This window comes from Tenacibaculum sp. SM2510 (assembly GCF_057002845.1).
Genome location: NZ_CP192703.1, coordinates 964,850 through 990,987, shown reverse-complemented (window position 1 = coordinate 990,987; position 26,138 = coordinate 964,850). Strand labels below are relative to the sequence as shown.

Here is a 26,138-nt window from a genome sequence, read left to right as displayed (position 1 = left end):
TATATTATTACCAGAGTAAACTTTTTAAAGAAAGCCTATCAATTAATTGATAGGCTTTCTGCTTTTTATTAATTGATTAGTAGGGTAATGATAATAAAATCAATTATTTAGGTGTATTTAAAATATTTGGCATTATATTTGCAATTCAATAAACGTTGCTAGCACTTAAGCAAGTAACAAATAATTTTTTATTATGAGTAAAGGTACCGTAAAATTCTTCAACGAATCAAAAGGATTTGGATTTATCACAGAAGAAGGAAACAACAAAGAACATTTTGTACATGTTTCAGGATTAATCGATGAAATTCGTGAGAACGATGAGGTTGAATTTGAATTACAAGAAGGAAAAAAAGGATTAAACGCTGTAGACGTAAGAGTATTATAATATATATTATTACCAGAGTAAACTTTTTAAAGAAAGCCTATCAATTAATTGATAGGCTTTCTGCTTTTTAATATTTATTTGTAAGATAATTGTAATAAAATCAATTATTTATGTGAAAATTAAAAATTTGGCATTACCTTTGCAATACAATAAACGTTGTTAGCACTTAAGTTAACGACAAATTAATTTTTTATTATGAATAAAGGTACCGTAAAATTCTTCAACGAATCAAAAGGATTTGGATTTATCACAGAAGAAGGAAACAACAAAGAACATTTTGTACATGTTTCAGGATTAATCGACGAAGTTCGTGAGAACGATGAGGTTGAGTTTGACTTACAAGATGGAAAAAAAGGATTAAACGCTGTTAACGTAAGAGTATTATAATATATATTATTTTATTACCAGAGTAAACTTTTTAAAGACAAGCCTATCAATTAATTGATAGGCTTTCTTATTTTAATAAAAATATTTTAAATGAAAGACGGTAAAAATAGAACTCACATTAATATTGGCAGTGAGGTTGAGGTTGTTCAAAAAAATCACCAAAGATCAGGCGAATTAACTTTAGGAGTTGTAAGTAGAATATTAACAAATTCAGCAAACCATCCTCATGGAATTAAAGTCCAGTTAGAATCTGGAATTGTAGGAAGGGTAAAAAACATCAAAGAAGATTAGAGTATCTAATCTTCTTTATTTTGAGTTTAATTTTTTTATCCCGTCTATTAAAAACCAACTAGCAAATAAGACTCTTGCCAGCAAAAATAGATACTTGTTTTCAGTTCTGAAATTTAAAACAACTCTATAGCTTTCTTGATTTTTAAAAAATTGAGAGAAAGTTGCTGTTAAAATAAATAAGCCAATAATAACGTATAAGAAGGGGAGTGCTTTTTTCATCAGTTAATTAGGGATTTTAATTTCGTATAATTTACCACTTTTATTATTTAATTTGTTTTCTCTTAACCAAGAGTTGTGCAGTTTAAGATCTTTATAAGTTGTACCATGTTTTTTAGCAAATAAGGCGATGTCGTTAATGGCAGTATCTACTTTAACAATATAGGTAGATGGTAGCGTATATAAATCTTCTTCATCAAACTGAAAACCATACTTTTTAGGGTTTGTAATTATTTCTTTTAAAGCTAAGATTCTAAATACATATCGTTCCGTTTCATCAGGTAATAAAACGTCGTAATAGCTTGTTACATTTTGTGCTTTTAATCTTTTTTCTACACCATAATTCCCCGCATTGTATGCTGCAGCTGCAAGTGTCCAAGAATTAAAACGACTATATGCTTTCTTTAGGTATTCAGCAGCTACTCTAGTAGATTTCTCGATATGATAACGTTCGTCTACATTGTTGTTAATTTCTAAGCCATATTCACGACCTGTACTTTTCATAAAATGCCACATTCCGGCAGCTCCTACAGAAGAAGTTTCATCAATAAAAGCACTTTCAGCCAAAGCTAAGAACTTAAAATCGTCAGGTAAGCCATGTTTAGCCAATAAAGGTTCAAGAGTAGGAAAATATTTGTTAGCGCGTTTTATCAATAATAACCCATTAGATTGCCAATAAGTATTTACCAGTAATTCACGATCCATACGTTCTTTAATATCAGCTTTTTCTAAAGGAACACGTTCTCCAGCTAACTCCAAATTCTCAGGTATTTTTACCGCTTTAATTTGATAGCTTTCTGCTACATTCTTAATAAGAGGTTCGTTTGATTGACTTATTGTATTTGTAAATAAAATAGCAACAAATACAATTGTTAGTATTGATAAAAAACGCACAGATTTATTCATTTATTTTTAATTTTATAATTTGAACTTAATATAATCTTTAATCAATCAAAAAGCATTCCTTTTCTAAGATTTTAGAAATAGTTTTTGCTTTGTTTAAAATCATAATATGAGTCCCTTTATCTATTTTAATATAATTTTTTATATGTTTTGCAGGAAAAACCTCATCATCGCTGCCATGTATATGAATTGTGTTTTTGAGCGGTTCTTTTTGTTGCCAATGTAATACGTTATATATAGACCATTGTAAATATTTTTTATCTCTTATGCATAAATATATTTTATATAATTCGGCTCTTTTTTTCAAATAATCATTAAAGAAATAATGCTCATAATTTTCAATGTTAGCTATTATTTCTGAAGGAAAAAGTTTGTAAACCCCTGTTATTTGAGCTAGTTTTAAACGTTTAGGAAGTTCTTTATTACTTTTTATACTTGAAATAATAATTACTTTTTTACAATAAATAATTTTACTCATTTCTTGCACCATTATGCCACCAAAAGAAACACCAACCAATATCGGATTTTCGTGTTTAATAGTTTTGCACATTCGAGCAGCATACTCTTCAATGCTTTCATTTATTGATGTTGGCAATAACCAATCTATAAAGTGGAGCTCAACGTCATTTTCTGGCAAAGAAATGTGCTCAAATATTTTTGTATCGGCAGCTAAACCTGGCACAAAATATACGTGAGTTTTTACCATTATTCGATAAGGTTCTTGTCAAGTAAAACACCTTCAATAAATTCGTGAATATTAATTAACTCATCAGGAATATCTTTCCATAAACGAATTTTTACTTGTTTGTTATTATGGATTATAAATGTGCTTGGTAAATCAGATATTTTGGTGTTGTCGTAAACAGTTTTAAATTTACTAAAATCACTGCTATCAAACATATCATTAAGTTTTTTAAATTTTTCATCAGAAAGTTTAAACTCATGAATTCCTTTTTTAAGTACGTATTCGATTCCGTTAAAGGTAACATTACCTTTTTTATCAATAGTAACATTGTAAACGGCACAGTCTCCAAAACAAGGTGTTTTTCGAATATTAACAAGTGTATTTTCTTTTTTAATTAACTCGTTTTTTTTTACTTTAGGTTTATCAATTATTTTTTCTACAACTATTTCTTTTTCGATAGGTTTAGGCTCTTTTTTTAATTCTTTTTTAGGAGTGCTACAAGCTAAGTTTAAAGCAAAAAGTAATATTAGTGCGTATTTCATAATTTTATTTTAAAGTAGTTTTAAAAACTATTCACAATTTAAGCAATAACTTGGTTTTTCACAAAGTTAAAACGAACTAAACCATCCTCGTCAATTTCGGTTAAAGAAACAGTATGTAGTGTATTTACCAATTCCGGATTCCAAGGTGTTTTTACTTTTACATAATTCTGAGTAAATCCGTGAATGTAACCTTCCTTGTTTTCGCTTTCAAAAAGCACCGTTAACGTATTTCCTATTTGGGTTTCATAAAAAGCTCTACGTTTTTTAACCGATAAGCCACGTAACATTTTACTTCGTTTTGCACGTACATTTTTTGCAACTACACCATTCATTTCAACAGCTTCTGTATTTGGTCTTTCAGAATAGGTAAATACATGTAAATACGAAATATCCATTTCGTTTAAATAGTTATAGGTTTCTAAAAATAATTCATCTGTTTCACCAGGGAAACCAACAATAACATCTACACCGATACAAGCATTTGGCATAACTTCTTTTATCCTAGTAACTCTATTTGTGTAGGTTTGCGTTAAATAACGACGCTTCATCTTTTTTAACAATTCGTCAGATCCGGATTGTAACGGAATGTGAAAATGCGGAACAAAAGTGTTAGATTTAGAAACAAAATCGATTGTTTCATCTTTTAATAAATTAGGTTCGATAGAAGATATTCGTAAACGGTGAATTCCGTCTACCTTATCTAATTCTTTGACCAATTCTAAAAAAGTATGTTCGTGTTTTTTGTTTCCAAACTCACCTTTACCATAATCACCAATATTCACACCTGTTAAAACTATTTCTTTAATTCCTTTTTCTGAAATTTCTTTAGCATTTTTTAAAACGTTCTCTAAAGTGTCAGATCTAGAAATTCCTCGTGCTAACGGAATCGTACAATAGGTACATTTGTAATCACAACCGTCTTGTACTTTTAGGAAGGCACGCGTACGGTCGCCAATAGAGTAGGCGCCTACATAAGAGTCGGCTTCTTCAATTTCGCACGAATGTACTTCGCCAATATCATTTTTAGTTAAATCGTTGATGTAACTGGTAACGTTAAATTTTTCGGTAGCACCTAAAACTAAATCCACACCATTAACATTGGCTAATTCTTCAGGTTTTAATTGCGCATAACAACCTACACCAATTATAAAAGCATCCTCATTTTGTTTTAAAGCTGATTTTACAATCGATTTAAAACGTTTGTCAGCATTGTCAGTAACAGAACATGTATTAATTACATATATAGCTGCTTTTTCATTAAACTCAACTCGTTCAAAACCTTCAGAAACAAAATTTCTAGCAATAGTAGAGGTTTCAGAAAAATTTAATTTACATCCTAAAGTGTAAAAAGCTACTTTTTTATCTACGTTCATTCTTTTAATATCCTTAATAAAAAACAAAAGTCTTGTGTAGGTCTTTAATTTTTTAGAAGTTCGTATGGTGTATTTTTATAAATCTGTTTTAGACAGTATTTATCAACTGCAAAATTACAATTTATTCATGATTTTTGAAACCGAAAGATTACGCATTAGAAAACTTCTTTTAACTGACTTAAAACCTTTTTTTAAGTTAGAAAGTAACCCTGTAGTTTTACAATACGCAACAGGTGAAATTAAAACAATTGTTGCGTGTGAAATAGAGCTTAAAGATTTGATGAATAAGTATGATAAGCCCAAAAATGATTTTTGGATTTATGCAATCGAACGAAAAACGGATAAGAAATTGATAGGAACTGTTGCCTTGGTAAAAGACAATGTAGATGATGAAATAGGATATCGATTTATTCAAGAATATTGGGGCAAAGGATATGCAACAGAAATTTGTGAAGGATTAATTTCTTATTGTAAATTTGTAGGAATGAAAAAGATTGTAGGTTATGTAGTTGATGAAAATATAGCTTCAGCTAAAATATTAAAACGATTTAATTTTACCGAAGTAAAGAAATTTATAAGTGAAGATATTGGCTTACCTGAAACAAAATACGAATTAATTTTATGATAGTAGATTCATTAACAGTACCATATTACGCGGTTATTTTTACAACTATATTGTCTGATAATCAAAAAGGGTATAACGATATGGCTAACACAATGGAAGAGCTAGCAAAACAGCAAGAAGGTTATTTAGGTATTGAATCTGCCCGCTCTGAAGTTGGAATTACGGTTTCATATTGGAGAAGTTTAGAGGCAATTACAAAATGGAAAAATAATTTACAGCATGCAGAAGCTAGAGAAAAGGGAAGAGAAAAATGGTATCAAAAATACCAACTCCGAATTTGTAAAGTAGAGCGTGAATATGGGTTTGAAAATAAAAATAACTAAATGTATGCGACAATATCTAAGGTTTTAAGTGCTTTTTTAAAACAAAGAACTATTTTTAAATACGGATTTAATATTTCGCCAATGTATCGTAGATCGACCGGTAAAATTATTGAAGTATCTGATGATTTGTTTAATGTAAAAGTTAAAATTCCTATTAGTTATAAAAATAAAAACTATGTAGGTTCTATTTTCGGAGGAAGTTTATTTTCAGCAACCGATCCTGTTTTTATGATTCAGTTAATGAATATTTTAGGAAACAATTATGTAGTTTGGGATAAAAGTGCCAATATTAAATTTAAAAGACCTGTAAAATCAAATTCGTATGCTGATTTTATTTTTTCTGAAGAGGAGATTCAGCAAATAAAAGAACGAGTAAAAGTTGCCAAAGAGATAGATTTACAAAAAGATATTAAAATAACAAATAAAGATGCTTCAACGATATATGCTGAAGTTTCTAAAATCATATACATTGCAGATAAATCATATTATAAAAACAAAAGGAAGAAAAAGTAATATTCTTATTTTAATAGCTCTTTTTATAGGCTTTTACTCCTGTTCTAAAGAAATAAGTTCTTTTTCAGAAGCACAAGTTTTTCGGTATAACGAACATTCAAATATTACCTCTCTAGATCCTGCATTCGCAAAAGATCAACGTAATATTTGGGCGGTAAATCAGTTATTTAATGGTTTGGTTCAGCTAGATGATAGTTTGCATGTACAACCTGATATCTCTAAAAACTGGACGATTTCTGAAGACGGAAAAACATATAAGTTCAATCTACGAAAAGATGTTAAATTTCATAAACACATATTGTTTGGAAAAGATTCCACAAGAAATGTAACGGCTCATGATTTTGAGTATTCATTTAATAGATTATTAGATAAAAAAGTAGCCTCTCCAGGAGGTTGGGTTTTGCAAAACGTAGCAGATTTTAAAGCAGAAAACGATTCGCTTTTTACAATCAATTTAAAACAACCTTTTCCACCTTTTTTAGGATTGTTGGCAATGAAATACTGTTCGGTAGTTCCGAAAGAAGCAATAGCTTATTTTGGTAATTCTTTTAGAGCAAACCCAATTGGCACGGGGCCTTTTAAATTCAAACTATGGGTAGAAAACACGAAGTTAGTATTGCGTAAAAATCCGTTGTTTTATGAAAAAGATATAGTAGGAAACTCATTGCCATATTTAGAAGCCGTTGCAATTACTTTTTTACCCGACAAGCAGAGTGAGTTTTTGCAATTTATTCAAGGGAATCTCGATTTTATGAAAAGTTTAGATGCTTCTTATAAAGACGATATTTTAAACACAGACGGAACTTTAAAAGAAAAATATGTTGGTAAGATTAAGATGGAAACCGGCGCATATTTGAATACTGAATATTTAGGGATTTATTTAGATGGTGAAAATGAACAGCCAACGAAGTCAAAATTAATCAGGCAAGCTATAAATTACGGATTTGATCGTGTGAAAATGATTAAATTCTTAAGAAACGGAATTGGTACACCTGCTACAAGTGGATTTATACCAAAAGGGTTGCCATCGTTTAATAACCAGAAAGGATATTCATACCAGCCAGAAAAAGCGGCTGCGTTGGTTTCGGAGTATGTAAAGATAACAGGAAATAAAAACCCTGAAATTACGATTACTACCAATGGTAATTATTTAGATTTATGTGAGTTTATACAACGGGAGTTACAAAATATAGGATTACAAACTAAAGTTGATGTAATTCCGCCTTCAACTTTACGGCAAGGAAAATCAAGTGGAAAACTGCCTGTTTTTAGAGCAAGTTGGATTGCTGATTATCCAGATGCAGAAAATTATGTCTCGTTATTTTACGGTAAAAATTTTACACCTAACGGACCAAATTACACGCATTTTAAGAATGAGGAATTTGATAATTTATATGAGAAATCAATAAAAGAAGTTGACGTTAAAAAAAGACACAAACTATATCAGCAAATGGATGGTATTATTATCGAAGAAGCTCCCATTGTTCCGTTATATTATGACGAAGTAATTCGTTTCAGTCAAAAAAACATTCAAGGATTAGGAATTAATCCGGTTGATTTACTGAATTTAAAAAGAGTGCGTAAAGATTAAAATCAGCTATAAATAAAAAGACACCGTTTAGATTATCTAAACGGTGTCTTTTTATTTATACATCTTCGATTAAGAAACCAACGATTTTATTTTGTTTTTTATTGTTTGTTTAATGTCTTTTGGGTACGAACGTTTTCCGTGAAAAACATCTGCCATTGCTTCGCTAAAACGTTGTCCGTATTTTTTTAATAAAAGATTACGGATAGTTTTTTGCTCGTAAAACCACTTAGAAAGCCATAAACCAGTGTTAAGTTCTGGTAGTAATTTTTCGCCTAATTTATCAAGGTATAATTCCTTAGCAAGTTTATCGTTTAGGTTACTTTCAATTATTGCTTCAGCAGCTAATTTACCGCTATAAATAGCGTTTGAAATACCTTCAGCAGTAATAGGATCGGCAAAACCAGCAGCATCTCCAATTAAAAACACGTTGTTTTTTACAAAACCATCAGTTCTTGGTGCTACAGGAATTTGAAATCCGTGTTGAGATTCGCTAATAACATTAGTAATACCAAGTGTTTCCATATACTCTTGGTAAAATTTCTTTAAATTTATTTTTGTTCTTCTTGCAGATGCAACACCTATTGATAAGTGGTTTTTCTTAGGGAAACTCCATGCGTAACCATATGGTATAGCGTCAATATCAAATCTTACTTCATCTTTTAATCTATTAAAGTCGTCTTCAGAAACTTCTACTTCATATTCTAAAGCAGGTATTAATTTTCGAGTATCTTCTTTCCACCCGGCCATTTTTGCAGTAGGGCTTAAAGCACCGTCTGCAGCAATTATAAACTTAGCAGAAAGCTCGCCTTGAGACGTTTTTAAAGTGATTTTATCATCAGAAAAATGCAATTCATTTAACTTATGATTCTCTAGTAGCGTAACACCAAGTTCCTTTGCTTTTTTTACAATTAAATGATCAAAAGAATCTCTCATAATCATAGTAACCGTAGGGTCTTTTCTATGTGTTTGAAAGTGTAATGTTTCACCTAAGTAAATATCAATCGTATGAAATTCACGTTCAACAACAGAAGAAATATCAAAAGGTAAATCATTACGGCCCCTAAAAACAAATCCACCTCCACAAGTTTTATAGCGAGGTAATGTTTCTTTTTCTATTATAACAGTCGAAATACCTTTCTTAGCCAAGTGAAAAGCAGTTGAAGCCCCAGAAGGGCCACTACCTATAATGGCTACATCAAAATGTTGCATAAGTTTTTTTTTTGAGTCGCAATATACACATTACTTCCAATTAAAATGTGTAGTAAAGTAATGGTTTTTGGTCGATTAAAATGAATTAATTAATATCAAAAAATAACATTATTAGATTTAATATATTTGTTAACCTATTAAACAACTAAATTAATGAAAAAAGTTTATTTATTACTATTGATCTTAGTATCAATTACAGTAGCTGCTCAACAAAAACTAGATTTATCGTATTACTTACCAACCGATGTTTCGTATGCTAAAAATATACCAACACCAAAATCAGTTATTGGTCATGAAGTAGGCGAGTGGCATATTACACACGATAAGTTGGTGGAATATATGAAAGCCATAGCAAAAGCTTCTGATAGAGTTTCTTTTGATGATAGAGGGAAAACATATGAGGGAAGACCATTGTTATTGTTAACAATTACTTCTTCTAGAAACCAACAGAATTTAGAACAAATAAGAAAGCAACATATAAAAGCGACAGATGATGCTTCGCTAGATGTTTCAAAGCAACCAATTGTTGTTTATCAGGGTTTTTCTATTCATGGAAATGAACCAAGCGGAACAAACTCTGCATTAGCATCTGCTTATTATTTGGCGGCAGCCGAAGGAGTTAAGATTGATGAATTACTAGAGAATACAATTATTCTGTTCGATCCTTCTTTAAATCCTGATGGGTTGCAGCGTTTTGCATATTGGGCAAATACGAATAAGGCAGACAATATAAATCCTGACCCTAATGATAGAGAATATCACGAAGTTTGGCCTGGCGGAAGAACAAATCATTATTGGTTTGATATGAACCGTGATTGGTTGCCAGTTCAGTTGCCAGAAAGTACTGCAAGAATAGCTTCTTTTCATAAATGGTTACCAAATATTTTAACCGATCATCATGAAATGGGAACCAACTCGAGTTTCTTTTTTCAGCCGGGAATTCCGAGTAGGACGAATCCGTTAACGCCACAGATGAATCAGGATTTAACCAAAGAAATTGCAACCTATCATGCAAAAGCTTTTGATAAAATCGGATCTACGTATTATTCAGAAGAAAGTTTTGATGATTTTTATTACGGAAAAGGATCAACATTCCCAGATATTAATGGAAGTATTGGTATTTTGTTTGAACAAGGAAGTTCTCGCGGACATGCGCAAGAGAATGAAAACGGTATATTAACCTTTCCGTTTACAATTCGAAATCAATTTACAGCTACTTTATCAACTTTAGAAGCAGCTAAAAATATGCGCGTAAAAATCTTAAAATATCAACAAGGTTTTTATAAAAAATATAGAAATTCAGGAGAAAACAAAGCTATTGTTTTTGGTGATGAAAAAGATGCTGTAAAAACGTATCATTTAGCAGCAGTTTTAAAAAAGCATCAAATAAAAATACACGAATTAAAAGCGGATTTTACATCAAAAGGAAAAAACTTTAAAAAAGGTTATAGTTACGTTGTGCCAATGAATCAGAAAAATAACCGATTGGTAAAAGCAATGTTTGATGTTCGAACAACTTTTAAAGACAGCTTATTTTACGATGTTTCTGCATGGACATTCAATCACGCCTTTGGTGTAGATTTTGCAGATAATGTTTCGTTATCAAAAGCAGGAGAAGAAATTATTGATTTAAAGAAAAAAGAGGGAACAATTAAAAATCAAAGTAGTATTGGATATTTGTTTTCTTGGAATGAATATGAAACTCCGAAAGCGTTAAATGCAATTTTAGAAAACGGATTGCGTGCGAAAGTGGCAATGAAGCAGTTTAAAAATAATGGAGAGTCGTTTGATTACGGAACTATTTTTATTCCGGCTCAAAATCAGAAATTAAACAACTCAGAATTATATCAATTTTTAAATAAAATAGCCGTTAATAATCATATCGAAATCAAAGGTGTTGCTACGGGATTAAATGACGGAATTGATTTAGGAAGCAGGAATTTTAGAGCAATAAAACCACAAAAAGTGGCAATGTTAGTAGGTAGCGGAATGACGAGTTACGATGCTGGTGAAATTTGGCATTTATTAGACCAGCGTTTTGAAATGAAATTAACAAAGTTAGATGTTTCGTATGCTTCAAGAATAAGCTTAGAGAAGTATACAACGATTGTTGTGCCAAATAGTTATTCTGTAGATAAAAAACTAGAGGGAAAATTAAAAATTTGGGTGCGAAATGGCGGTGTTTTAATAGGTTATAGAAATGCTGTTAATTGGTTATCAAATAAAAAGTTTATCAATTTAAAATTTAATAAAACAAAAATAGATACGGTTGAAAATATATCGTTTGAAAATAAATCGTTACAATCAGGTGCACAGGTAATCGGAGGTGCAATTTTTGAAGCGAAAATTGATCGATCACACCCTGTAAATTTTGGGTATAAGAATGATAAAATAGCATTATTTAGAAATACACGTCAGTTTATTCAGCCAGACAAAGAGAGTTATAATAATCCGATACAGTATACCGATAGCCCTTTATTGAGTGGTTATGTATCTAAAGAAAACTTAAAGGTGTTAAAAAATACGGTTCCGTTTAAAGTTAATAGATTAGGGTCAGGTAGGGTTATTGTTTTTACTGATAACACCAACTTTAGAGCTTTTTGGTTTGGAACAAACAAGTTATTAATGAATGCTATTTTCTTCGGGAAGTTAATGTAGAGATTAGTAGTTTTTTAATTATTAAAAAATAGAAACTCGCTATTAGCGGGTTTTTATTGTAACAAAACAGAAAGATAAACGTCTTTATAGTAGATTAATAAATTATAAAATAAATGAGTTTACTAAGAGTATTATTAGCAGTTTTCTTTCCGCCGTTGGCAGTGATAGGTAAGGGGTGTGGTTCAATTATAATTGTATTCCTACTAACTTTATGTGGTTGGGTGCCAGGTGTTATTGCAGCGCTGATAATATTGAATAAACCAAATTAAAAAAATAATGTGACTTATCATTAAGTTTTGTGTCTAACTAATTAGAAAACAAACTTATAATAATATGATTTACATTTTTATTACCCTGCTTACTGTCATTTCTTACAATTATATAATTAAATCAGACAACAAAAAAATGAGTAAGATATTCTGCAAGGTTAAGAATAGAAAAACATTTAAGTAGAATACATATCTCCCCCCTTGTGTATTTCTCTTGTTTATATTATTTAAAAAAAAAAGCGCTCATTGAGCGCTTTTTTTAGTTTAAAACTTCTTCTATGATTTTACCTGTAGAACCATTTGGAAATTCAATTTGAAGTAAATTAGAAATTGTAGGGGCAATATCTATAATTTCATATTTTTTCTTAGAAGCACCTTGTTTGATTCCGTTACCATAAAAAATAATTGGTATATGAGTGTCATATGAATAACCAGATCCATGAGTTGTACCTTTTTTAGGGTAGCTAATTATTGATGGACTTGGAACTAATAAAATATCACCAGAAAATTTTTGATTATAACCGTTTTGTAATGAGTTTAAAATTCCAGAGGTAAATGAAGTGGTTTGTAAAGTTCTTGCAGTTACCGCTTTGTATATATCTTTATAGTTAATTACTTCATCAGCTATTTTTTGAGCAATTGTATTTGCTTCTAAATTAAGTTCTTCAATTTTGTCTTTATTTAAGAAAATTTGAAAATTTGAAATGTTTTCAACTAACATATCCGAATTAAAGTGTTTTTGTGTGATTGTATTTACAAAAGCTCTAAATTTTTTATAGCTAAAATAATTTGCAGGAATTTTAACCGACTGTAAATATGATGGAGTTTGCACAGCAGCATGATCTGCAGTTAAAAATAAAGTGTAGTTACCTTTGCCAACTTGAGTATCTAAAAACTGAAATAAGTTAGCGAGATCTTTATCTAAACGTAAATAAGTATCTTCGGTTTCTTTAGAGGCAACACCAAATTGATGTCCAACATAATCAGTTGATGAGTAACTAATCGTTAAAAAATCTGTGTATGCTGATTGGCCTAGTTTTTCGCCTATAATCGTAGCTTTAGCAAAATCGGTAGTCAAAGAGTTTCCAGCAGGAATTGCCTTTATAATACTATAATTGTTGTTTTTGCTTTTTATATTTGGAATGTCATGTGGAAAAACAGGTTTTTCTTCTCCTTTAAAAGGCATTTCAAAATTATTATCATCTGCAATACTTTCTGTATAGGTGTTAATATCGTAAAGTGTTTCCCAGGGTTGTGATAAATAATTATCAACAATTTTGGAATTATTGAATTCTTGTACCCAATTAGGAAGTTTATTCATGTAGTATGAAGAGCTAATCCAGTCTCCTTTACTTCCACCATCAAACCAATAGGCTGCATTAGCTGTATGTCCAGCAGGTAAAATAGCAGAACGATCCTTAATGGCAATACCAATCGTTTTACCATTCATGTTTTGTGCTAATCTTAATTGATCAGTCATTGTAGTAGTTAGCATTCTGTATGGCGATTTTTTTCCACCATCACCATCGTTTCCTATTGTTTTGTAATTTTTATCATCAACACAGTAAATGGTTTCTTTTAAGTATTTATCATACCAGTTATTACTAATTATAGCATGATTTACAGGTGTTGTGCCTGTATAAATAGAAGCATGACCAACTGCGGTATATGTAGGTATATAGTTATAATGTGCATTTTCTAACGAAAAACCACTGTTTAATAAACGATTAAAACCATCGGAACCGTATTTGTTAGCGAAACGAGTAAGATAATCATAACGCATTTGATCAATAACAACGCCTATAACTAGTTTTGGTTTTTTAGTAGCCTTTTCTTTAAGAGTAATAAAACTACATAAACAAATGATTGCGATAGCAGCTAAAGAGAGTAACTTTTTCATTCTAATTTTTAAAATTGATAAAATCAAAGGTAAGTAAATGAACACTAAAACGGATATTAAAGTGAAGAGTTAACGCTTTTTTAATACTTTAGCAAAAAAGAAAAATAGATTAGTTTAATGAACTACATTGAGCATATAGGTAAGTATTTCGCAATGCTAAAACAAGTTTTTACCAAACCGCAGCGAGCGCGTGTTTTTAGAGAAGCTTTGTTTAGAGAGATAGACGAGTTAGGTCTTAAGTCTCTGGGTATTATAGCTTTTATTTCTTTCTTCATTGGAGGAGTAATAGCTTTGCAAACAGCATTAAATTTAGAAAGCCCTTTTATACCGCGGTCCTTAATAGGTTTTGCGGCTAAGCGTTCTATAATATTAGAGTTTGCACCTACATTTTGTTCTATTATTTTGGCAGGAAAAGTAGGGTCGTATATTACGTCAAGCATAGGAGCGATGAGAGTTACTGAGCAGATAGACGCCTTAGAAGTAATGGGAATAAACTCTTTAAATTACTTAGTGTTGCCTAAAATAATTGCTACGGTATTCTTTTACCCTTTTTTAATAGTTCTTGGAATGTTTTTAGGAATTTTTGGAGGCTGGTTAGCAGGCGTACTTTCAGGTTTGTTTTCTGGAGTAGATTATATAACAGGCGTACAGATGGAGTTTAATCCGTTTTTATTAACCTATGCAATTATAAAAACATTAATTTTTGCCTTCTTAATAGCTACGGTGCCTTCGTATCATGGTTATTATGTAAAAGGAGGCTCGTTAGAGGTAGGTAAAGCAAGTACACAATCTGTTGTTTGGACAACCGTTCTTATCGTTATCGCTAATTATTTATTAACTCAAATGTTGTTAACATAATGATTGAAGTAAATAACTTATATAAAGGATTTAATGGTGTTGAAATTTTAAAAGGAATTTCAACATCATTTTTACCAGGAGAAACAAGTTTAATTATTGGACAAAGTGGTTCTGGTAAAACTGTTTTCTTAAAATCATTGATTGGGCTACATGTTCCTGAAAGTGGAAACATTATATATGATGGACGTGTAAATACTGAAATGACTATAGACGATAGGAGGAATTTCAGGAAAGAACTAGGAATGGTTTTTCAAGGAAGTGCTTTATTTGACTCACAAACTGTTGAAGAGAATGTAATGTTTCCTTTAAAGATGTTTACAAAGCAGCCTGAAAGTGAGATGTTAGATAGAGTTAATTTTGTTTTAAATCGAGTAAACTTAGATAATTCAAATAAAAAATTCCCAGCAGAATTATCAGGAGGGATGCAAAAACGTGTTGCAATAGCACGTGCTATTGTTATGAATCCTAAATATTTGTTTTGTGATGAACCAAACTCAGGCTTAGATCCGCAAACATCAATTGTAATTGATAATTTAATTCAAGAAATTACTGATGAATATCAAATAACAACCGTTATTAATACGCATGATATGAATTCTGTGATGGAAATAGGAGATAAGATTGTTTTTCTGAAAAACGGAATAAAAGCATGGGAAGGTTCCCATAAAGAAATTTTTAAAACAGATAATCAAGCTGTGGTAGATTTTGTGTATTCATCTAATCTGTTCAAAAAAGTACGTGAAGCGTATTTGTCAGAAAAATAATTTTAGTGTTAAATTATTGTAAAACAAGGTACTAAAATTAGTATTGATAAATTGATAATTTTTTTCTAAAAAAGGTTTTGTAGAAGTGAAAAAGGTGCGTATATTTGCACCCGCTAAGGAGAAAAATAAATGACCTGGTAGCTCAGTTGGTAGAGCATCTCCCTTTTAAGGAGAGGGTCCTGGGTTCGAGCCCCAGCCCGGTCACAAAAAGCTTTTCTTAATAAGAAAAGCTTTTATTTTTTTCTAAAGCTTTGGGGAGATACCAAAGCGGCCAACTGGGACGGACTGTAACTCCGTTGTCTTACGACTTCGCAGGTTCGAATCCTGCTCTCCCCACTTAAAACCTCAATCTTTTTAGATTGAGGTTTTTTATGCGCTATAAATTTTGAAAGCTCTCATTATTTTAATTACGTAAAACTTATCTTTTGTATAGTATTTTTTGATCTAACTCGCAGGTTTTTAGGGATGTCCGTTTTTTTGATTTTTATTCCTGTTTTTTTATTTAAAAAAAGTTTGTGAAATCGAAAATAGCATCTATATTTGCACCCGCTAAGGAGAAAAATAAATGACCTGGTAGCTCAGTTGGTAGAGCATCTCCCTTTTAAGGAGAGGGTCCTGGGTTCGAGCCCCAGCCCGGTCACAAAAAGCTTTTCTTTATAAGAAAAGCTTTTATTTTTTTTCTAAAGCTTTGGGGAGATACCAAAGCGGCCAACTGGGACGGACTGTAACTCCGTTGTCTTACGACTTCGCAGGTTCGAATCCTGCTCTCCCCACTTAAAACCTCAATCTAAAAAGATTGAGGTTTTTTACATTGAATAAATATTTTGTTTAGCATTTTCAGGATTTTATTAAACATTGTTGTATTATTGTATTATATTAATTATTACATTTATGAAAAATCTATTTTTATTTATCTTTTTGTTACAAGCATTTATATCTGTAGGTCAAGACCAAGGAGTAGTCACAGGTAAGGTAATCGACGAAAAAACAAGAGAAGTGATTCCTTTTGTAAACGTGTTAATTTATGGAACATCTATCGGAACAGCATCTGACGAGGAAGGTAATTTTAAAATATCTAATGTTCCTTTGGGGTATAATAAGTTGCAAGTTTCTTTTATAGGATACGAAACGTTAATTTCAGACGAATATTTAGTAACAAATGATAACGCGCCTTTTGTTGTTGTAAAGTTAAAAGAGAGTAGGACCAATTTAAAAGAGGTAGAAGTAAAGGCTAGCTTATTTAAAAAATCATTAGAAAGCCCACTTTCATTACAATCTTTAGGTGTTGCGGAGATAGAAAAAAACCCAGGAGGAAATAGAGATGTTTTAAAAGTAATTCAATCATTTCCAGGAGTAGCATCAAACCCAGGTTTTAGAAATGATATTATAATTAGAGGAGGAGCAACATCAGAAAATAAGTTTTATTTAGATGGAATTGAAGTTCCTGTAATTAATCATTTTCAAACACAAGGAGCTACTGGCGGGCCTGTAGGAATCATAAACGCTGATTTAATTCGTAAGGTTGATTTTTACTCAAGTGCTTTTCCTGCAAATAGAGGTAATACATTAAGTTCGGTAATAGAGTTTACGCAAAAGAAAGGAAATCCAACGGCTCTTAATACAAGAGCAACTTTAGGAACTTCAGATGCGGGTATAACTCTAGATGGTCCTGTAGGAGATAAAACTACCTTTATGTTTTCTGTGCGTCAATCATATCTTCAGTTATTATTTAAGTTAATTAAACTTCCGTTTTTACCAACCTATAATGATTTTCAGCTAAATGTTAATTCACAGTTATCTAAAAATAGTGAGCTATCTATAATTGCATTAGGAGCTATTGATGATTTTGAGCTGAATACATCAGTTAATGATGGGGAAACAGACGAGCAAACGTTAAAAAGCAATAAAGTGTTCTTAAATACGGTTCCTGTAAATCGTCAGTGGAACTATACGATTGGAGCTAGTTATAAATATTTTGCAAATGATGCTACTCATTTATTTGTTTTAAGCAGAAATGAACTAAAGAATACAGCTGTAAAATACTTTATGAATGAAGAAATACCGTCGAATTTATTACTAGATTATGATTCTAAAGAAATAGAAACTAAATTTAGATACGAGAATAACTTTAGTGCTAAAAATGATTATAAAATAAACATAGGGACCAATTTAGAAAAAGCGACATACATTAACAATACCTATAGAAAAGTAGCCAATTCAGATGGCGTTTTTGAAGATATATTTAACGCAGAAATTGATTTTATAAAATACGGCGTATTTGGTCAAGTTTCAAAAGGATATTTAAACAATAAATTAGGAGTTTCTTTTGGGTTTAGATTTGACGGAGTTGATTATAATAGTGAAATGAAAAATATTTTAAATCAATTTTCACCAAGACTTTCTTTAAGTTATAATCTTACTGATAAATTATCTTTAAATTCATCAGTAGGTCGTTACTATCAACTACCGTCTTATACAGTTTTAGGTTTTAAAAATAATACAGGTGACTTTGTAAATAAACAAGGTTTGAAATATATACAATCTGATCATTTTGTAAGCGGATTAGCATACAATCCAAACACAAGTTCTAAAATCACTCTAGAAGGTTTTTACAAAGCCTATAGTAATTATCCTTTTTCAGTAAGAAATCAAATAAGTTTGGCAAATTTAGGGGCAGATTTTGGAGTGGTAGGTAATGAAGAAGTTGTATCTAATTCTAAAGGAAGAGCGTACGGATTTGAGGTACTTGCTCAGAAAAAATCATATAATGGATTATACGGAATAGCATCTTACACTTTTGTAAGAAGTGAATTTAAAAATACACTAGGTAATTATATTCCGTCTACTTGGGATAACAAACACCTAATAACGATAACTGCAGGTAAAAAATTAAAAAGAAACTGGGAAGTAGGTGCTAAGTTTAGATTAGTTGGCGGTAGACCTTATACACCTTACGATAGAGATGCTTCTTCATTAAAAGAAAACTACGATGTTGTAAACAGTGGTATTTTAGATTACACAAAGTTAAATGATCAACGTTTTGATAGTTACACGCAGTTAGATGTTCGGGTAGATAAAACATGGTTTTTAAAAAAAGTAGCTATTAATTTATATGTTGATATTCAGAATATTTATGCAAGTAGCTCAAATCAGCAGCCGTATTTATTACCAATAGAAGATGAAAACGGTAGAGTTTCAGATCCTAGCGATAATTCAAGATATCTGTTAGAAGAAATTGAAAATACGTCAGGAAGAGCTTTGCCTAGAATAGGTGTAATTGTAGATTTTTAGCAGTTTGAAATTTTTAATGTTATTATAAAAACTGTAAATTGCTCTATTAATAAAATTCACACATGAAAAATTTATTTATAGGAGCCGCTTTTAGCGTTTTAAGTATTTGTGCTATTGCAGCTCAAGAATATGAGTTTAAAACGATAAAGGATATCGAAAACACGCAAGTAAAAAGCCAAGGAAATACGGGTACTTGTTGGAGTTTTTCTACAACGTCATTTTTAGAGTCTGAAATTATTCGGTTAACAGGTAAAAATATCGACTTATCAGAAATGTATACCGTTCGTAATACGTATTCAGATAAAGCAAGCAATTATTTATATAGGCAAGGGAAAGCACAGTTTAGTGAAGGTGGTTTAGGGCATGATGTTATTAATTCTGTTGCGAGATACGGGTTAGTGCCAGAGCAAGTTTTCTCTGGATTAGATGTAGGTCAAGAATCACATAATCACGCTGAGGTTGTAGCTGTTTTAAAATCGATGCTAGATGCGTATATTAAAAATCCGGCTAATGAGTTAAGTCCGAAATGGAAAAAAGCAACAGAAAGTGTTTTAGATGTTTATTTAGGGGAAAATAAAACAAAGTTCGAGTTTGAAGGTAAAGAGTATACGCCAAAAAGTTTTGCTGAGTACGTGAAAATAACCCCGTCAAATTACGTAACAATTACTTCTTTTAAGCATGCTAAAATGTATGAAGATTTTGTTTTAAATATTCCTGATAATTTTTCAAACGGGTCGTTTTATAATGTTCCTTTAAATGAATTGGTTACTGTAACAGAAAATGCTTTAGAAAAAGGTTTTACGGTTGAATTAGACTGTGATGTTTCTGAAAAAACATTTTCATCAAAAAACGGAGTAGCATTTATACCTGCTAGTAGTTTAGATAGTGAGAAGGGATTAAAAGAAATTGTAAAAGAAAAAAAGATAACGCCAAATTTCCGTCAATCAGAATTCGAAAATTTTAATACTACAGACGATCACTTAATGCACATTGTAGGTTTGGTTAAAGATGAGCAAGGAAATAAGTATTTTAAAGTGAAAAATTCTTGGGGAAGAAAGCAAGGAAACAACGGATATGTATACATGTCTATTCCTTATTTTAAATTAAAAACTATTTCTGTCTTAGTTCATAAAGATGGTATGTCAAACGATTTAAGAAAGAAATTGAAAATCAATTAATTTGATCCTATAATTAGAAGAATATAAAGCTCAAAGAAACCTCTTTGAGCTTTTATTATTTTTATAAAATAAATAAGGAATTTTGTATCTTTCGCAAGTTATAAAAACAATTTAAATGGAGGAGAAAATAAATCAGGAAGAAAGTGTAGAGCAATCTAAACAAGCAATTCAAGAAGATGCGAAGGGTTTGTGGGAGAGTTCTAAAAAGTTTATTGTTGAGTTATTAGATTTTCGAGAAGACACCGATCAAGAGGAAACAATTGAAGCGATAAAAGTTGATATTCCGTTTAAAGGAGCAACAGCTTGGATTTTAATATGCTCAATATTTGTGGCTTCTATAGGTTTAAATGCAAACTCTACAGCAGTTGTAATTGGTGCCATGTTAATATCACCTCTAATGGGGCCTATTTTAGGAATAGGAATGTCTATTGCTATAAACGATATTGATACATTAAAAAAGTCATTGATCAACTTAGCAACGATGATTGTGTTGAGTTTATTAACCGCGTTTTTCTTTTTCTTTCTATTTCCATTAAAAGAAGATACGTCTGAATTATTAGGTAGAGTAAAACCAGATATTAGAGATGTATTAATCGCCTTTTTTGGAGGTTTAGCTTTAATTATAGCACGAACAAAAAAAGGAACAATAGCTTCTGTTATTTTTGGAGTTGCAATTGCAACAGCATTAATGCCACCTTTATGTACAGCAGGTTATGGTTTGGCAATTGGTAATTTCGATTACTTTTTTGGTGCCATGTATTTATTTATTATTAACACCATATTTATAGCATTAGCAACATTTTTAGTGTTAAAATTATTAGGGTTTACAATGATTCGTTACGTAAATTCTGTAAAAAGAAAACGAATTGCTCGTTTAGCATCTTTTGTAGCCTTTTTAGTTATGGTACCTGCGGTATTTACGTTTATCAGTGTTTATAAAGAAAGCGTTGTAAATGCAAGTTATAAGAAGTTTTTAAAAGAGAAAATAGAGTCTAATAAAGATTTATGGTTGCAAAGAGAAAAAATTCATAGAGATACTAAAAAAGTAAACTTGTTCTTTAATGGAGATGTAACTGATGCAACAGAAACCTTTTTAAGAAATGAATTAAAAACCTATGCAAAGTTAGACACTTACGAGTTGGTAATAAATGAAAACAAAGCACGTAGTGTAGATAGAGTAGTAGATGCTTATGATAGAGCAATTACTGATTTAGATTTAAAAGATAATATAATAAAAGGCTTACATCGCGAAATTGAAGATTTAAAAAGCACAATTTCAAGGTTAAATACTAATATAGAGCAAAACGCTTTAGATAGAGATAAAAATAGTGTGCCATTTAGTAAAGTAGCAAAAGAAGCTAAAATTAGATTTAATGATATTAAAGAAATCAGTTTTTCTAAAAAATTGTCTTCTAAAGATTTTATAAAGGTTGATACAATTCCTGAATTATCAGTAAGGTGGAACCCTAAACTGGCAGATTCAATTGTGAAAAAGAACGAAAAAGAACTTAAAACATGGTTGCAAAAAGAACTTAAATTAAAGATTACTTTAGTGAAGTAAAAACAATCCATTTCAAACAAAAAACCGAGCAAGTGCTCGGTTTTTTGTTTTGCTTAAAAGAAATGTTTATAATTTATTAAGGTATAAGCTTTTTATAATTCCATCAGAAAGTCCGATTTTAGGGACAAATATTTTTCTAGCTCCGCTCCATTTCATAGCAGAAAGATAAATTTTAGTTGCAGGGACAATAACATCTGCTCTATCAGGATTTAAACTTAATTCAGAAATTCGATCACTATAACTCATCTTTTTTAAGAATTGATACTGAGCATTTAAGTATATGTAAGAAATTGGTTTACCAATGTCTCTACCCGACATTTTAAATATTTTATTAATGTTTCCGCCAGAACCTATTAAAGAAATACGTTTATATATTTTAGTATTTCCTTCAATCCATTCTTGTACTTCTTTGAAAATGGCTTTGTTTTCTGTTTTTTTATTGTTGATTAATCGCACAGTACCTATTTTAAAAGATTTCGATTTAACAATTCTTCCTTTAGAAAACAAGGTGAATTCTGTACTACCACCACCAACATCAACATAAAGGTATGTTAAATCTGATTCTATTAATTGACTTAAGTCGGTAGCAAATATAATGGCAGCTTCTTTTTTACCATCAATAATATCAATCTCTATACTGGTTTTTTTAAAAATAGTATTAACGACTTCGGTTCCGTTCTTGGCTTCTCTCATTGCTGAGGTGGCACAGGCTTTGTATCTTTCAACACCATGAACCTTCATAAGTAATTTAAAAGCTTCCATTGCATCAACCATTCTGTTGGTGTTTTCTTCAGAAATAACACCGGAAACAAAAGAGTCTGTTCCTAAACGAATAGGAACCCGAACTAATGATGATTTTTTAAATTGAGGTTCTTTATTTTTTTCTTCAATAACATTTGCTATTAAAAGTCTTACAGCATTCGAACCTATATCTATCGCACCGTATTTTTTAATTTTCAAACTATATAGATTTATCTATGGTTTTTAGGAAATTCTACTAAACTAGTACTTCCTTTTTTTATATTTTTCCAATGTTTTTCTTCAAACTGAATACCAACTACACCACAAGTAGATACGTGAGCAATAGGCTTATCGCCAAATTTATTTACAAAACTATTAATTCCGTGGTCATGACTAAATATAATAGCACTGTCAAAACTATCATCTAAAGCTTTTACAGTTTTTACTAAATACCCATCGCTAAAACTATATAACTGACGTTTTATTTTAAGGTTAGCAAGAGGGTATTTAAAGTTTTCGCAAAAAATAACAGCAGTATGTAGTGCCCTGTTAGCACTACTAGATACAAATACATCTGGTCTTTTTATTTCTTTAGATAGGTATTTCGATAAAAGATGTGCGTCTTTAATACCGCTTTCTTTTAAAGGTCTATCAATATCTTCTATACTTTCGTACTTCCAAGAAGATTTTGCGTGGCGAACAATATAAAGTGTTTTCATTTAATTTTTAATAGCTGTGTAAATATAAAACTAAGGAGCTAAACGTTCAAGTTTCCAAGATAAATCTTTTAGCAAGGTATATCTTATACGATCATGCATTCTGTTAGGGCGTCCTTGCCAAAACTCAATAGATATTGGTTTAACCATAAAACCGCCCCAATGTGGTGGTCTTACAATTTCTTTACCGTTAAATTTTTCTGTTGTTTCTTTTAGTTGCTCATTAAGTTCTGCACGAGAAGTAACAACATCACTTTGGTTAGAAGCCCAAGCACCAAGTTTACTTCCGTTGGGCCTTGATTCAAAATAACCATCAGATAAATTTTCTGATAACTTTTCGGCTTTTCCTTTTATAATTATTTGTTGTTCTAAACCAGCCCAGAAAAAAGAAAGACACACGTTGTTGTTATTCAAAATAGCTTTTCCTTTTTCAGAGTTATAATTGGTGTAAAAAATAAAACCTTCCCAAGTGTACTTTTTTAACAATACAATTCTGCTTTTAGGAAAACCATCTAAACCTATTGATGCAATGCTCATTGCGTTAGCTTCATCTACAATTTCAGATGCATCGGCAGTTAAAAACCAATTTCTAAATAATTCAATTGGGTTTTCTGGGCAATTCTCTTTTAAAAGTTCTTGCTTTTCGTAAGATTTTCTATGGTTACTTAAGTCGTGTGACATTGTGATTTTTTATACTATGTAAAAATACAGTTTTCATGAGTTTTACAGCCTTTTATAGTCTTAAATTTTACGAATCCTTATAAATAAAAAGAGTAATTTTTAAGTAAATAGTATTTAATTTCTGATAAAAGAACAATTCATCATTAATTTTATACAGTTCAGTATGACTTTTTGTGTTAAGTTTTAAAAAGGAAGCATTTTTGACCAATCAAATAACAAAACGATGAAAAACTTAGTAGTAATTTTATGTTTATTTATTCAGGGTTCTATAATAGCACAAACCACTATTTCAGGAAATGTAACCGATAAAAAAGGAAATCCGATTGAAGGGGTAAATGTGTATTTAGACGGAACATACGATGGCGGATCTACAAATATTAAAGGATATTTTTCTTTTTCAACATCAGAAAAAGGAGTGAAAACATTAATAGTTTCTTTTATCTCTTTTGAAACATTCTCAAAAGCAGCAGATGTAACTGTACTTAATAAGCTAAAAATTAAATTACGTGAAGATGTAAATACTTTAGATGCTGTAACTATAAACGCCGGAACTTTTGAAGCCGGAGACAATGCAAAAGTAACTGCTTTAAAACCGTTAGATGTTGTAACTACTGCGAGTGCGTTGGGCGATTTTGTAGGTGCTTTACAGACCTTACCAGGAACATCAACAGTTGATGAAGATGGGCGGCTTTTCGTTCGGGGTGGTGATGCCGAAGAAACCCAGATTTTTGTAGACGGAATTAGAGTGTTTAAACCGTACTCGCCATCAGCAAATAATATTCCTTCTCGTGGTCGATTTTCTCCTTTTTTATTTAAAGGAATCACTTTTTCTACGGGAGGTTATTCAGCAGAATACGGACAAGCATTATCGAGTGTATTGTTATTGAATACAACGGATGAAGTGGTTGAAGAAAAAACAGATTTGTCTTTTATGACAGTTGGTTTAGGAGTTGGTAATACACAAGTTTTTGGCAAAAACTCATTAAGTGTTAATGCATCGTATATTAATTTAGCACCGTATCAATCGGCTTTTCCTGACAGAAATACGTGGCATAAACCAGTGCAATCGTTAAGTGGTGAGGCAGTATATCGTTTTAAGTTTAAAAACGAATCGCTATTAAAAGTGTACGGAGCATTTAGTTATACTGATTTTGATTTAACGCAAGAAGATATAAATTATGAAGAAGGTGTGCGCTTCGGATTAACAAACAGAAACTTATATTTTAATAGCTCTTATAAAAATAGTTTTGGTGATGGATGGAAAATTGCCACAGGTGTAAGTTTTACAAATGATCAAGCTACTATTAAAGTAGCTGATGATGAAATTACTGATGAAGAAAACTCAGCACATTTTAAAGTAGCGATGAAGAAACGTTTTTCGAATCGATTTAAATTAAATTTCGGAGCGGAGTATTTTGTCACCGATTTTAAAGAAAATTATAAGAACGTAACTAATGAAACTTATAAATACGGATTTGATAATAATATTTTAGGAACTTATGCAGAGGCTGATATGTTTTTCTCTAAAAAATTAGCATCAAAAATAGGTATTCGTGGTGACTATTCTGAGTTGTTAAATGAGTTTACCATTTCGCCAAGGGCATCTATTGCTTATAAGTCAGGAAAAAACGCACAGTTTTCTTTTGCGTACGGACGCTTTTTTCAGAATCCTAAAAATGATTATTTAAAATTCAACACTGATTTTAAAGCAGAAAACACGTCACATTTTATAGCTAATTATCAATATGTAAAAAACAAACAGATTTTTAGAGTAGAAGGCTATTATAAAAAGTATCAAGATTTAGTGAAATATGACACAGATTCTTTTTTACCAACGACTAATTATTCTAATTTAGGAACAGGTTACGCTAAAGGAATTGATGTTTTTTGGAGAGATAATAAAAGTATAAAAAATACCGATTATTGGATTTCATATTCGTTTTTAGATACGGAAAGAGATTATAAAAACTACCCAACAACGGCTACTCCAAATTTTGCATCGGCACATAATTTATCAGTAGTAGGAAAACATTTTATTAAAGACATGAAAAGTCAAGTAGGGTTTAGTTACAACTTTGCTTCTGGTAGAAATTACACGAATCCGAATGAAACAGGCTTCTTAAATAACAAGACCAAAAATTACAATTCGGTAAGTGTAAATTGGGCGTATTTAATTAGTCAGCAAAAAATATTGTATTTCTCAGTAAATAACGTTTTAGGACATCAGAATGTATTTGGTTATAATTATAAAAACACACCAAATATGAACGGTGTTTTTGATAGGCAAGCAATTGTGCCTAATGCAGATCGGTTTTTCTTTGTTGGTTTCTTTTGGACAATTAGCGATAATAAGAAAGACAATCAATTAGATAATTTGTAATTAAATAGAAAAAGTACAGTTGAGTAATAAAAAACAACAATTCGGCGCTATTCTTGATAAAAAGAGAAAGAAAGTCAAGATATTTGAATCATCAATAA

At 30.9% G+C, this 26,138-nt stretch carries 25 protein-coding genes and 4 tRNA genes; 19 read left to right on the top strand and 10 right to left on the bottom strand.

What is annotated here, in order from left to right; translation table 11 throughout:
• The first annotated feature begins 193 nt into the window (after positions 1-193).
• The 3 genes from ACQ629_RS04425 (at position 194) to ACQ629_RS04415 (ending at position 1,063) form a co-directional block, all read left to right on the top strand.
• A complete protein-coding gene (locus ACQ629_RS04425; RefSeq protein WP_483706745.1) occupies positions 194-385 on the top strand; it encodes a cold-shock protein in 192 nt (63 codons plus the stop codon).
• A 195-nt stretch (positions 386-580) separates the two neighbouring features.
• On the top strand, positions 581-772 hold the full coding sequence (locus tag ACQ629_RS04420; protein ID WP_483706744.1) for a cold-shock protein: 192 nt from the start codon (positions 581-583) through the stop codon (positions 770-772).
• Positions 773-862: 90 nt separating this feature from the next.
• Complete coding sequence (locus tag ACQ629_RS04415) at positions 863-1,063, top strand: YwbE family protein (RefSeq protein WP_483706743.1); 201 nt, start codon at positions 863-865, stop codon at positions 1,061-1,063.
• A gap of 15 nt (positions 1,064-1,078) precedes the next feature.
• Here the strand turns inward: ACQ629_RS04415 and ACQ629_RS04410 are convergent, their stop codons facing one another.
• From ACQ629_RS04410 to mtaB, 5 genes are read right to left on the bottom strand one after another with little or no spacing between them, the layout of a single operon-like run.
• Positions 1,079-1,282, bottom strand: coding sequence for a hypothetical protein (locus ACQ629_RS04410; protein WP_483706742.1), 204 nt, complete (start codon positions 1,280-1,282; stop codon positions 1,079-1,081).
• Positions 1,283-1,285: 3 nt separating this feature from the next.
• Positions 1,286-2,185, bottom strand: a complete 900-nt coding sequence (locus tag ACQ629_RS04405; protein ID WP_483706741.1) for a lytic transglycosylase domain-containing protein — start codon at positions 2,183-2,185, stop codon at positions 1,286-1,288.
• Positions 2,186-2,222: 37 nt separating this feature from the next.
• Positions 2,223-2,888 carry an alpha/beta hydrolase family protein gene (locus ACQ629_RS04400; protein ID WP_483706740.1) on the bottom strand — a complete coding sequence of 222 codons (666 nt, stop codon included), beginning with the start codon at positions 2,886-2,888 and terminating at the stop codon, positions 2,223-2,225.
• Positions 2,888-3,409, bottom strand: a complete 522-nt coding sequence (locus tag ACQ629_RS04395) for a DUF6438 domain-containing protein (RefSeq protein ID WP_483706739.1) — start codon at positions 3,407-3,409, stop codon at positions 2,888-2,890. Before ACQ629_RS04395 ends, ACQ629_RS04400 begins: the two co-directional genes overlap by 1 nt.
• 38 nt (positions 3,410-3,447) lie before the next feature.
• Positions 3,448-4,782: a tRNA (N(6)-L-threonylcarbamoyladenosine(37)-C(2))-methylthiotransferase MtaB gene (gene mtaB, locus ACQ629_RS04390; protein ID WP_483706738.1), complete on the bottom strand. Its 1,335-nt coding sequence runs from the start codon at positions 4,780-4,782 to the stop codon at positions 3,448-3,450.
• A 127-nt stretch (positions 4,783-4,909) separates the two neighbouring features.
• Between mtaB and ACQ629_RS04385 the strand changes: the two genes are divergently transcribed.
• Genes ACQ629_RS04385 through ACQ629_RS04370 form a run of 4 tightly spaced genes read left to right on the top strand, consistent with a single transcriptional unit; the run spans position 4,910 to position 7,834 of the window.
• Positions 4,910-5,407, top strand: coding sequence for a GNAT family N-acetyltransferase (locus tag ACQ629_RS04385; protein ID WP_483706737.1), 498 nt, complete (start codon positions 4,910-4,912; stop codon positions 5,405-5,407).
• Entirely contained in the window at positions 5,404-5,730 is a 327-nt protein-coding gene (locus ACQ629_RS04380; protein WP_483706736.1) for an antibiotic biosynthesis monooxygenase family protein, read from the top strand. The genes ACQ629_RS04385 and ACQ629_RS04380 overlap by 4 nt, the downstream gene beginning before the upstream one ends.
• Positions 5,731-6,243, top strand: a complete 513-nt coding sequence (locus tag ACQ629_RS04375; protein WP_483706735.1) for a DUF4442 domain-containing protein — start codon at positions 5,731-5,733, stop codon at positions 6,241-6,243. It abuts the gene before it with no gap.
• Positions 6,200-7,834 carry an ABC transporter substrate-binding protein gene (locus ACQ629_RS04370; protein WP_483706734.1) on the top strand — a complete coding sequence of 545 codons (1,635 nt, stop codon included), beginning with the start codon at positions 6,200-6,202 and terminating at the stop codon, positions 7,832-7,834. Before ACQ629_RS04375 ends, ACQ629_RS04370 begins: the two co-directional genes overlap by 44 nt.
• Positions 7,835-7,903: 69 nt before the next feature.
• Here the strand turns inward: ACQ629_RS04370 and ACQ629_RS04365 are convergent, their stop codons facing one another.
• A complete protein-coding gene (locus ACQ629_RS04365; protein ID WP_483706733.1) occupies positions 7,904-9,043 on the bottom strand; it encodes a geranylgeranyl reductase family protein in 1,140 nt (379 codons plus the stop codon).
• Positions 9,044-9,196: 153 nt separating this feature from the next.
• Here ACQ629_RS04365 and ACQ629_RS04360 point away from each other — a divergent pair, with 153 nt between their 5' ends.
• The gene (locus ACQ629_RS04360) at positions 9,197-11,701 is read left to right on the top strand and encodes a M14 family metallopeptidase (protein ID WP_483706732.1); all 2,505 of its coding nucleotides are present in this window, start codon (positions 9,197-9,199) and stop codon (positions 11,699-11,701) included.
• Between the two features lie 113 nt (positions 11,702-11,814).
• Positions 11,815-11,970 (top strand): YqaE/Pmp3 family membrane protein, encoded by a 156-nt coding sequence (locus ACQ629_RS04355; RefSeq protein ID WP_483706730.1) that lies wholly within the window; start codon positions 11,815-11,817, stop codon positions 11,968-11,970.
• Positions 11,971-12,229: 259 nt separating this feature from the next.
• Here ACQ629_RS04355 and pafA read toward each other — a convergent pair whose 3' ends face one another.
• A complete protein-coding gene (pafA, locus tag ACQ629_RS04350; protein ID WP_483706728.1) occupies positions 12,230-13,870 on the bottom strand; it encodes an alkaline phosphatase PafA in 1,641 nt (546 codons plus the stop codon).
• A 117-nt stretch (positions 13,871-13,987) separates the two neighbouring features.
• Here pafA and ACQ629_RS04345 point away from each other — a divergent pair, with 117 nt between their 5' ends.
• The 9 genes from ACQ629_RS04345 (at position 13,988) to ACQ629_RS04305 (ending at position 21,522) form a co-directional block, all read left to right on the top strand.
• On the top strand, positions 13,988-14,728 hold the full coding sequence (locus ACQ629_RS04345) for an MlaE family ABC transporter permease (protein WP_483706727.1): 741 nt from the start codon (positions 13,988-13,990) through the stop codon (positions 14,726-14,728).
• Positions 14,728-15,492, top strand: coding sequence for an ABC transporter ATP-binding protein (locus ACQ629_RS04340; RefSeq protein ID WP_483706726.1), 765 nt, complete (start codon positions 14,728-14,730; stop codon positions 15,490-15,492). The genes ACQ629_RS04345 and ACQ629_RS04340 overlap by 1 nt, the downstream gene beginning before the upstream one ends.
• Positions 15,493-15,623: 131 nt before the next feature.
• Positions 15,624-15,696: transfer RNA gene (locus tag ACQ629_RS04335), tRNA-Lys, on the top strand.
• Positions 15,697-15,745: 49 nt separating this feature from the next.
• Positions 15,746-15,828 (top strand) — tRNA-Tyr (locus tag ACQ629_RS04330).
• A gap of 231 nt (positions 15,829-16,059) precedes the next feature.
• A tRNA-Lys gene (locus ACQ629_RS04325) sits at positions 16,060-16,132 on the top strand.
• A gap of 50 nt (positions 16,133-16,182) precedes the next feature.
• Positions 16,183-16,265 (top strand) — tRNA-Tyr (locus ACQ629_RS04320).
• A gap of 118 nt (positions 16,266-16,383) precedes the next feature.
• Positions 16,384-18,783 carry a TonB-dependent receptor gene (locus ACQ629_RS04315; RefSeq protein ID WP_483706724.1) on the top strand — a complete coding sequence of 800 codons (2,400 nt, stop codon included), beginning with the start codon at positions 16,384-16,386 and terminating at the stop codon, positions 18,781-18,783.
• Between the two features lie 62 nt (positions 18,784-18,845).
• Entirely contained in the window at positions 18,846-19,961 is a 1,116-nt protein-coding gene (locus tag ACQ629_RS04310; protein WP_483706723.1) for a C1 family peptidase, read from the top strand.
• Positions 19,962-20,076: 115 nt separating this feature from the next.
• Complete coding sequence (locus ACQ629_RS04305) at positions 20,077-21,522, top strand: DUF389 domain-containing protein (protein ID WP_483706721.1); 1,446 nt, start codon at positions 20,077-20,079, stop codon at positions 21,520-21,522.
• 66 nt (positions 21,523-21,588) lie between these two features.
• Here the strand turns inward: ACQ629_RS04305 and ACQ629_RS04300 are convergent, their stop codons facing one another.
• The 3 genes from ACQ629_RS04300 to pdxH are packed head-to-tail and all read right to left on the bottom strand — an operon-like array spanning position 21,589 to position 23,660.
• A complete protein-coding gene (locus tag ACQ629_RS04300; RefSeq protein ID WP_483706720.1) occupies positions 21,589-22,482 on the bottom strand; it encodes a Ppx/GppA phosphatase family protein in 894 nt (297 codons plus the stop codon).
• 11 nt (positions 22,483-22,493) lie between these two features.
• Entirely contained in the window at positions 22,494-22,982 is a 489-nt protein-coding gene (locus ACQ629_RS04295) for a SixA phosphatase family protein (protein WP_483706719.1), read from the bottom strand.
• Positions 22,983-23,012: 30 nt separating this feature from the next.
• Positions 23,013-23,660, bottom strand: coding sequence for a pyridoxamine 5'-phosphate oxidase (gene pdxH, locus ACQ629_RS04290; RefSeq protein WP_483706718.1), 648 nt, complete (start codon positions 23,658-23,660; stop codon positions 23,013-23,015).
• A 223-nt stretch (positions 23,661-23,883) separates the two neighbouring features.
• On the opposite strand from pdxH, the gene ACQ629_RS04285 reads away from it, so the two are divergent.
• Positions 23,884-26,040 (top strand): TonB-dependent receptor, encoded by a 2,157-nt coding sequence (locus ACQ629_RS04285; RefSeq protein WP_483706716.1) that lies wholly within the window; start codon positions 23,884-23,886, stop codon positions 26,038-26,040.
• The last annotated feature ends 98 nt before the right edge of the window (positions 26,041-26,138 follow it).

Coding starts and splice junctions, on each gene's coding strand:
- ACQ629_RS04425 (WP_483706745.1), top strand. CDS start 194: ATGAGTAAAGGTACCGTAAAATTCTTCAACGAATCAAAAGGATTTGGA.
- ACQ629_RS04420 (WP_483706744.1), top strand. CDS start 581: ATGAATAAAGGTACCGTAAAATTCTTCAACGAATCAAAAGGATTTGGA.
- ACQ629_RS04415 (WP_483706743.1), top strand. CDS start 863: ATGAAAGACGGTAAAAATAGAACTCACATTAATATTGGCAGTGAGGTT.
- ACQ629_RS04410 (WP_483706742.1), bottom strand. CDS start 1,282: ATGAAAAAAGCACTCCCCTTCTTATACGTTATTATTGGCTTATTTATT.
- ACQ629_RS04405 (WP_483706741.1), bottom strand. CDS start 2,185: ATGAATAAATCTGTGCGTTTTTTATCAATACTAACAATTGTATTTGTT.
- ACQ629_RS04400 (WP_483706740.1), bottom strand. CDS start 2,888: ATGGTAAAAACTCACGTATATTTTGTGCCAGGTTTAGCTGCCGATACA.
- ACQ629_RS04395 (WP_483706739.1), bottom strand. CDS start 3,409: ATGAAATACGCACTAATATTACTTTTTGCTTTAAACTTAGCTTGTAGC.
- mtaB (WP_483706738.1), bottom strand. CDS start 4,782: ATGAACGTAGATAAAAAAGTAGCTTTTTACACTTTAGGATGTAAATTA.
- ACQ629_RS04385 (WP_483706737.1), top strand. CDS start 4,910: ATGATTTTTGAAACCGAAAGATTACGCATTAGAAAACTTCTTTTAACT.
- ACQ629_RS04380 (WP_483706736.1), top strand. CDS start 5,404: ATGATAGTAGATTCATTAACAGTACCATATTACGCGGTTATTTTTACA.
- ACQ629_RS04375 (WP_483706735.1), top strand. CDS start 5,731: ATGTATGCGACAATATCTAAGGTTTTAAGTGCTTTTTTAAAACAAAGA.
- ACQ629_RS04365 (WP_483706733.1), bottom strand. CDS start 9,043: ATGCAACATTTTGATGTAGCCATTATAGGTAGTGGCCCTTCTGGGGCT.
- ACQ629_RS04360 (WP_483706732.1), top strand. CDS start 9,197: ATGAAAAAAGTTTATTTATTACTATTGATCTTAGTATCAATTACAGTA.
- ACQ629_RS04355 (WP_483706730.1), top strand. CDS start 11,815: ATGAGTTTACTAAGAGTATTATTAGCAGTTTTCTTTCCGCCGTTGGCA.
- pafA (WP_483706728.1), bottom strand. CDS start 13,870: ATGAAAAAGTTACTCTCTTTAGCTGCTATCGCAATCATTTGTTTATGT.
- ACQ629_RS04345 (WP_483706727.1), top strand. CDS start 13,988: ATGAACTACATTGAGCATATAGGTAAGTATTTCGCAATGCTAAAACAA.
- ACQ629_RS04340 (WP_483706726.1), top strand. CDS start 14,728: ATGATTGAAGTAAATAACTTATATAAAGGATTTAATGGTGTTGAAATT.
- ACQ629_RS04315 (WP_483706724.1), top strand. CDS start 16,384: ATGAAAAATCTATTTTTATTTATCTTTTTGTTACAAGCATTTATATCT.
- ACQ629_RS04310 (WP_483706723.1), top strand. CDS start 18,846: ATGAAAAATTTATTTATAGGAGCCGCTTTTAGCGTTTTAAGTATTTGT.
- ACQ629_RS04305 (WP_483706721.1), top strand. CDS start 20,077: ATGGAGGAGAAAATAAATCAGGAAGAAAGTGTAGAGCAATCTAAACAA.
- ACQ629_RS04295 (WP_483706719.1), bottom strand. CDS start 22,982: ATGAAAACACTTTATATTGTTCGCCACGCAAAATCTTCTTGGAAGTAC.
- pdxH (WP_483706718.1), bottom strand. CDS start 23,660: ATGTCACACGACTTAAGTAACCATAGAAAATCTTACGAAAAGCAAGAA.
- ACQ629_RS04285 (WP_483706716.1), top strand. CDS start 23,884: ATGAAAAACTTAGTAGTAATTTTATGTTTATTTATTCAGGGTTCTATA.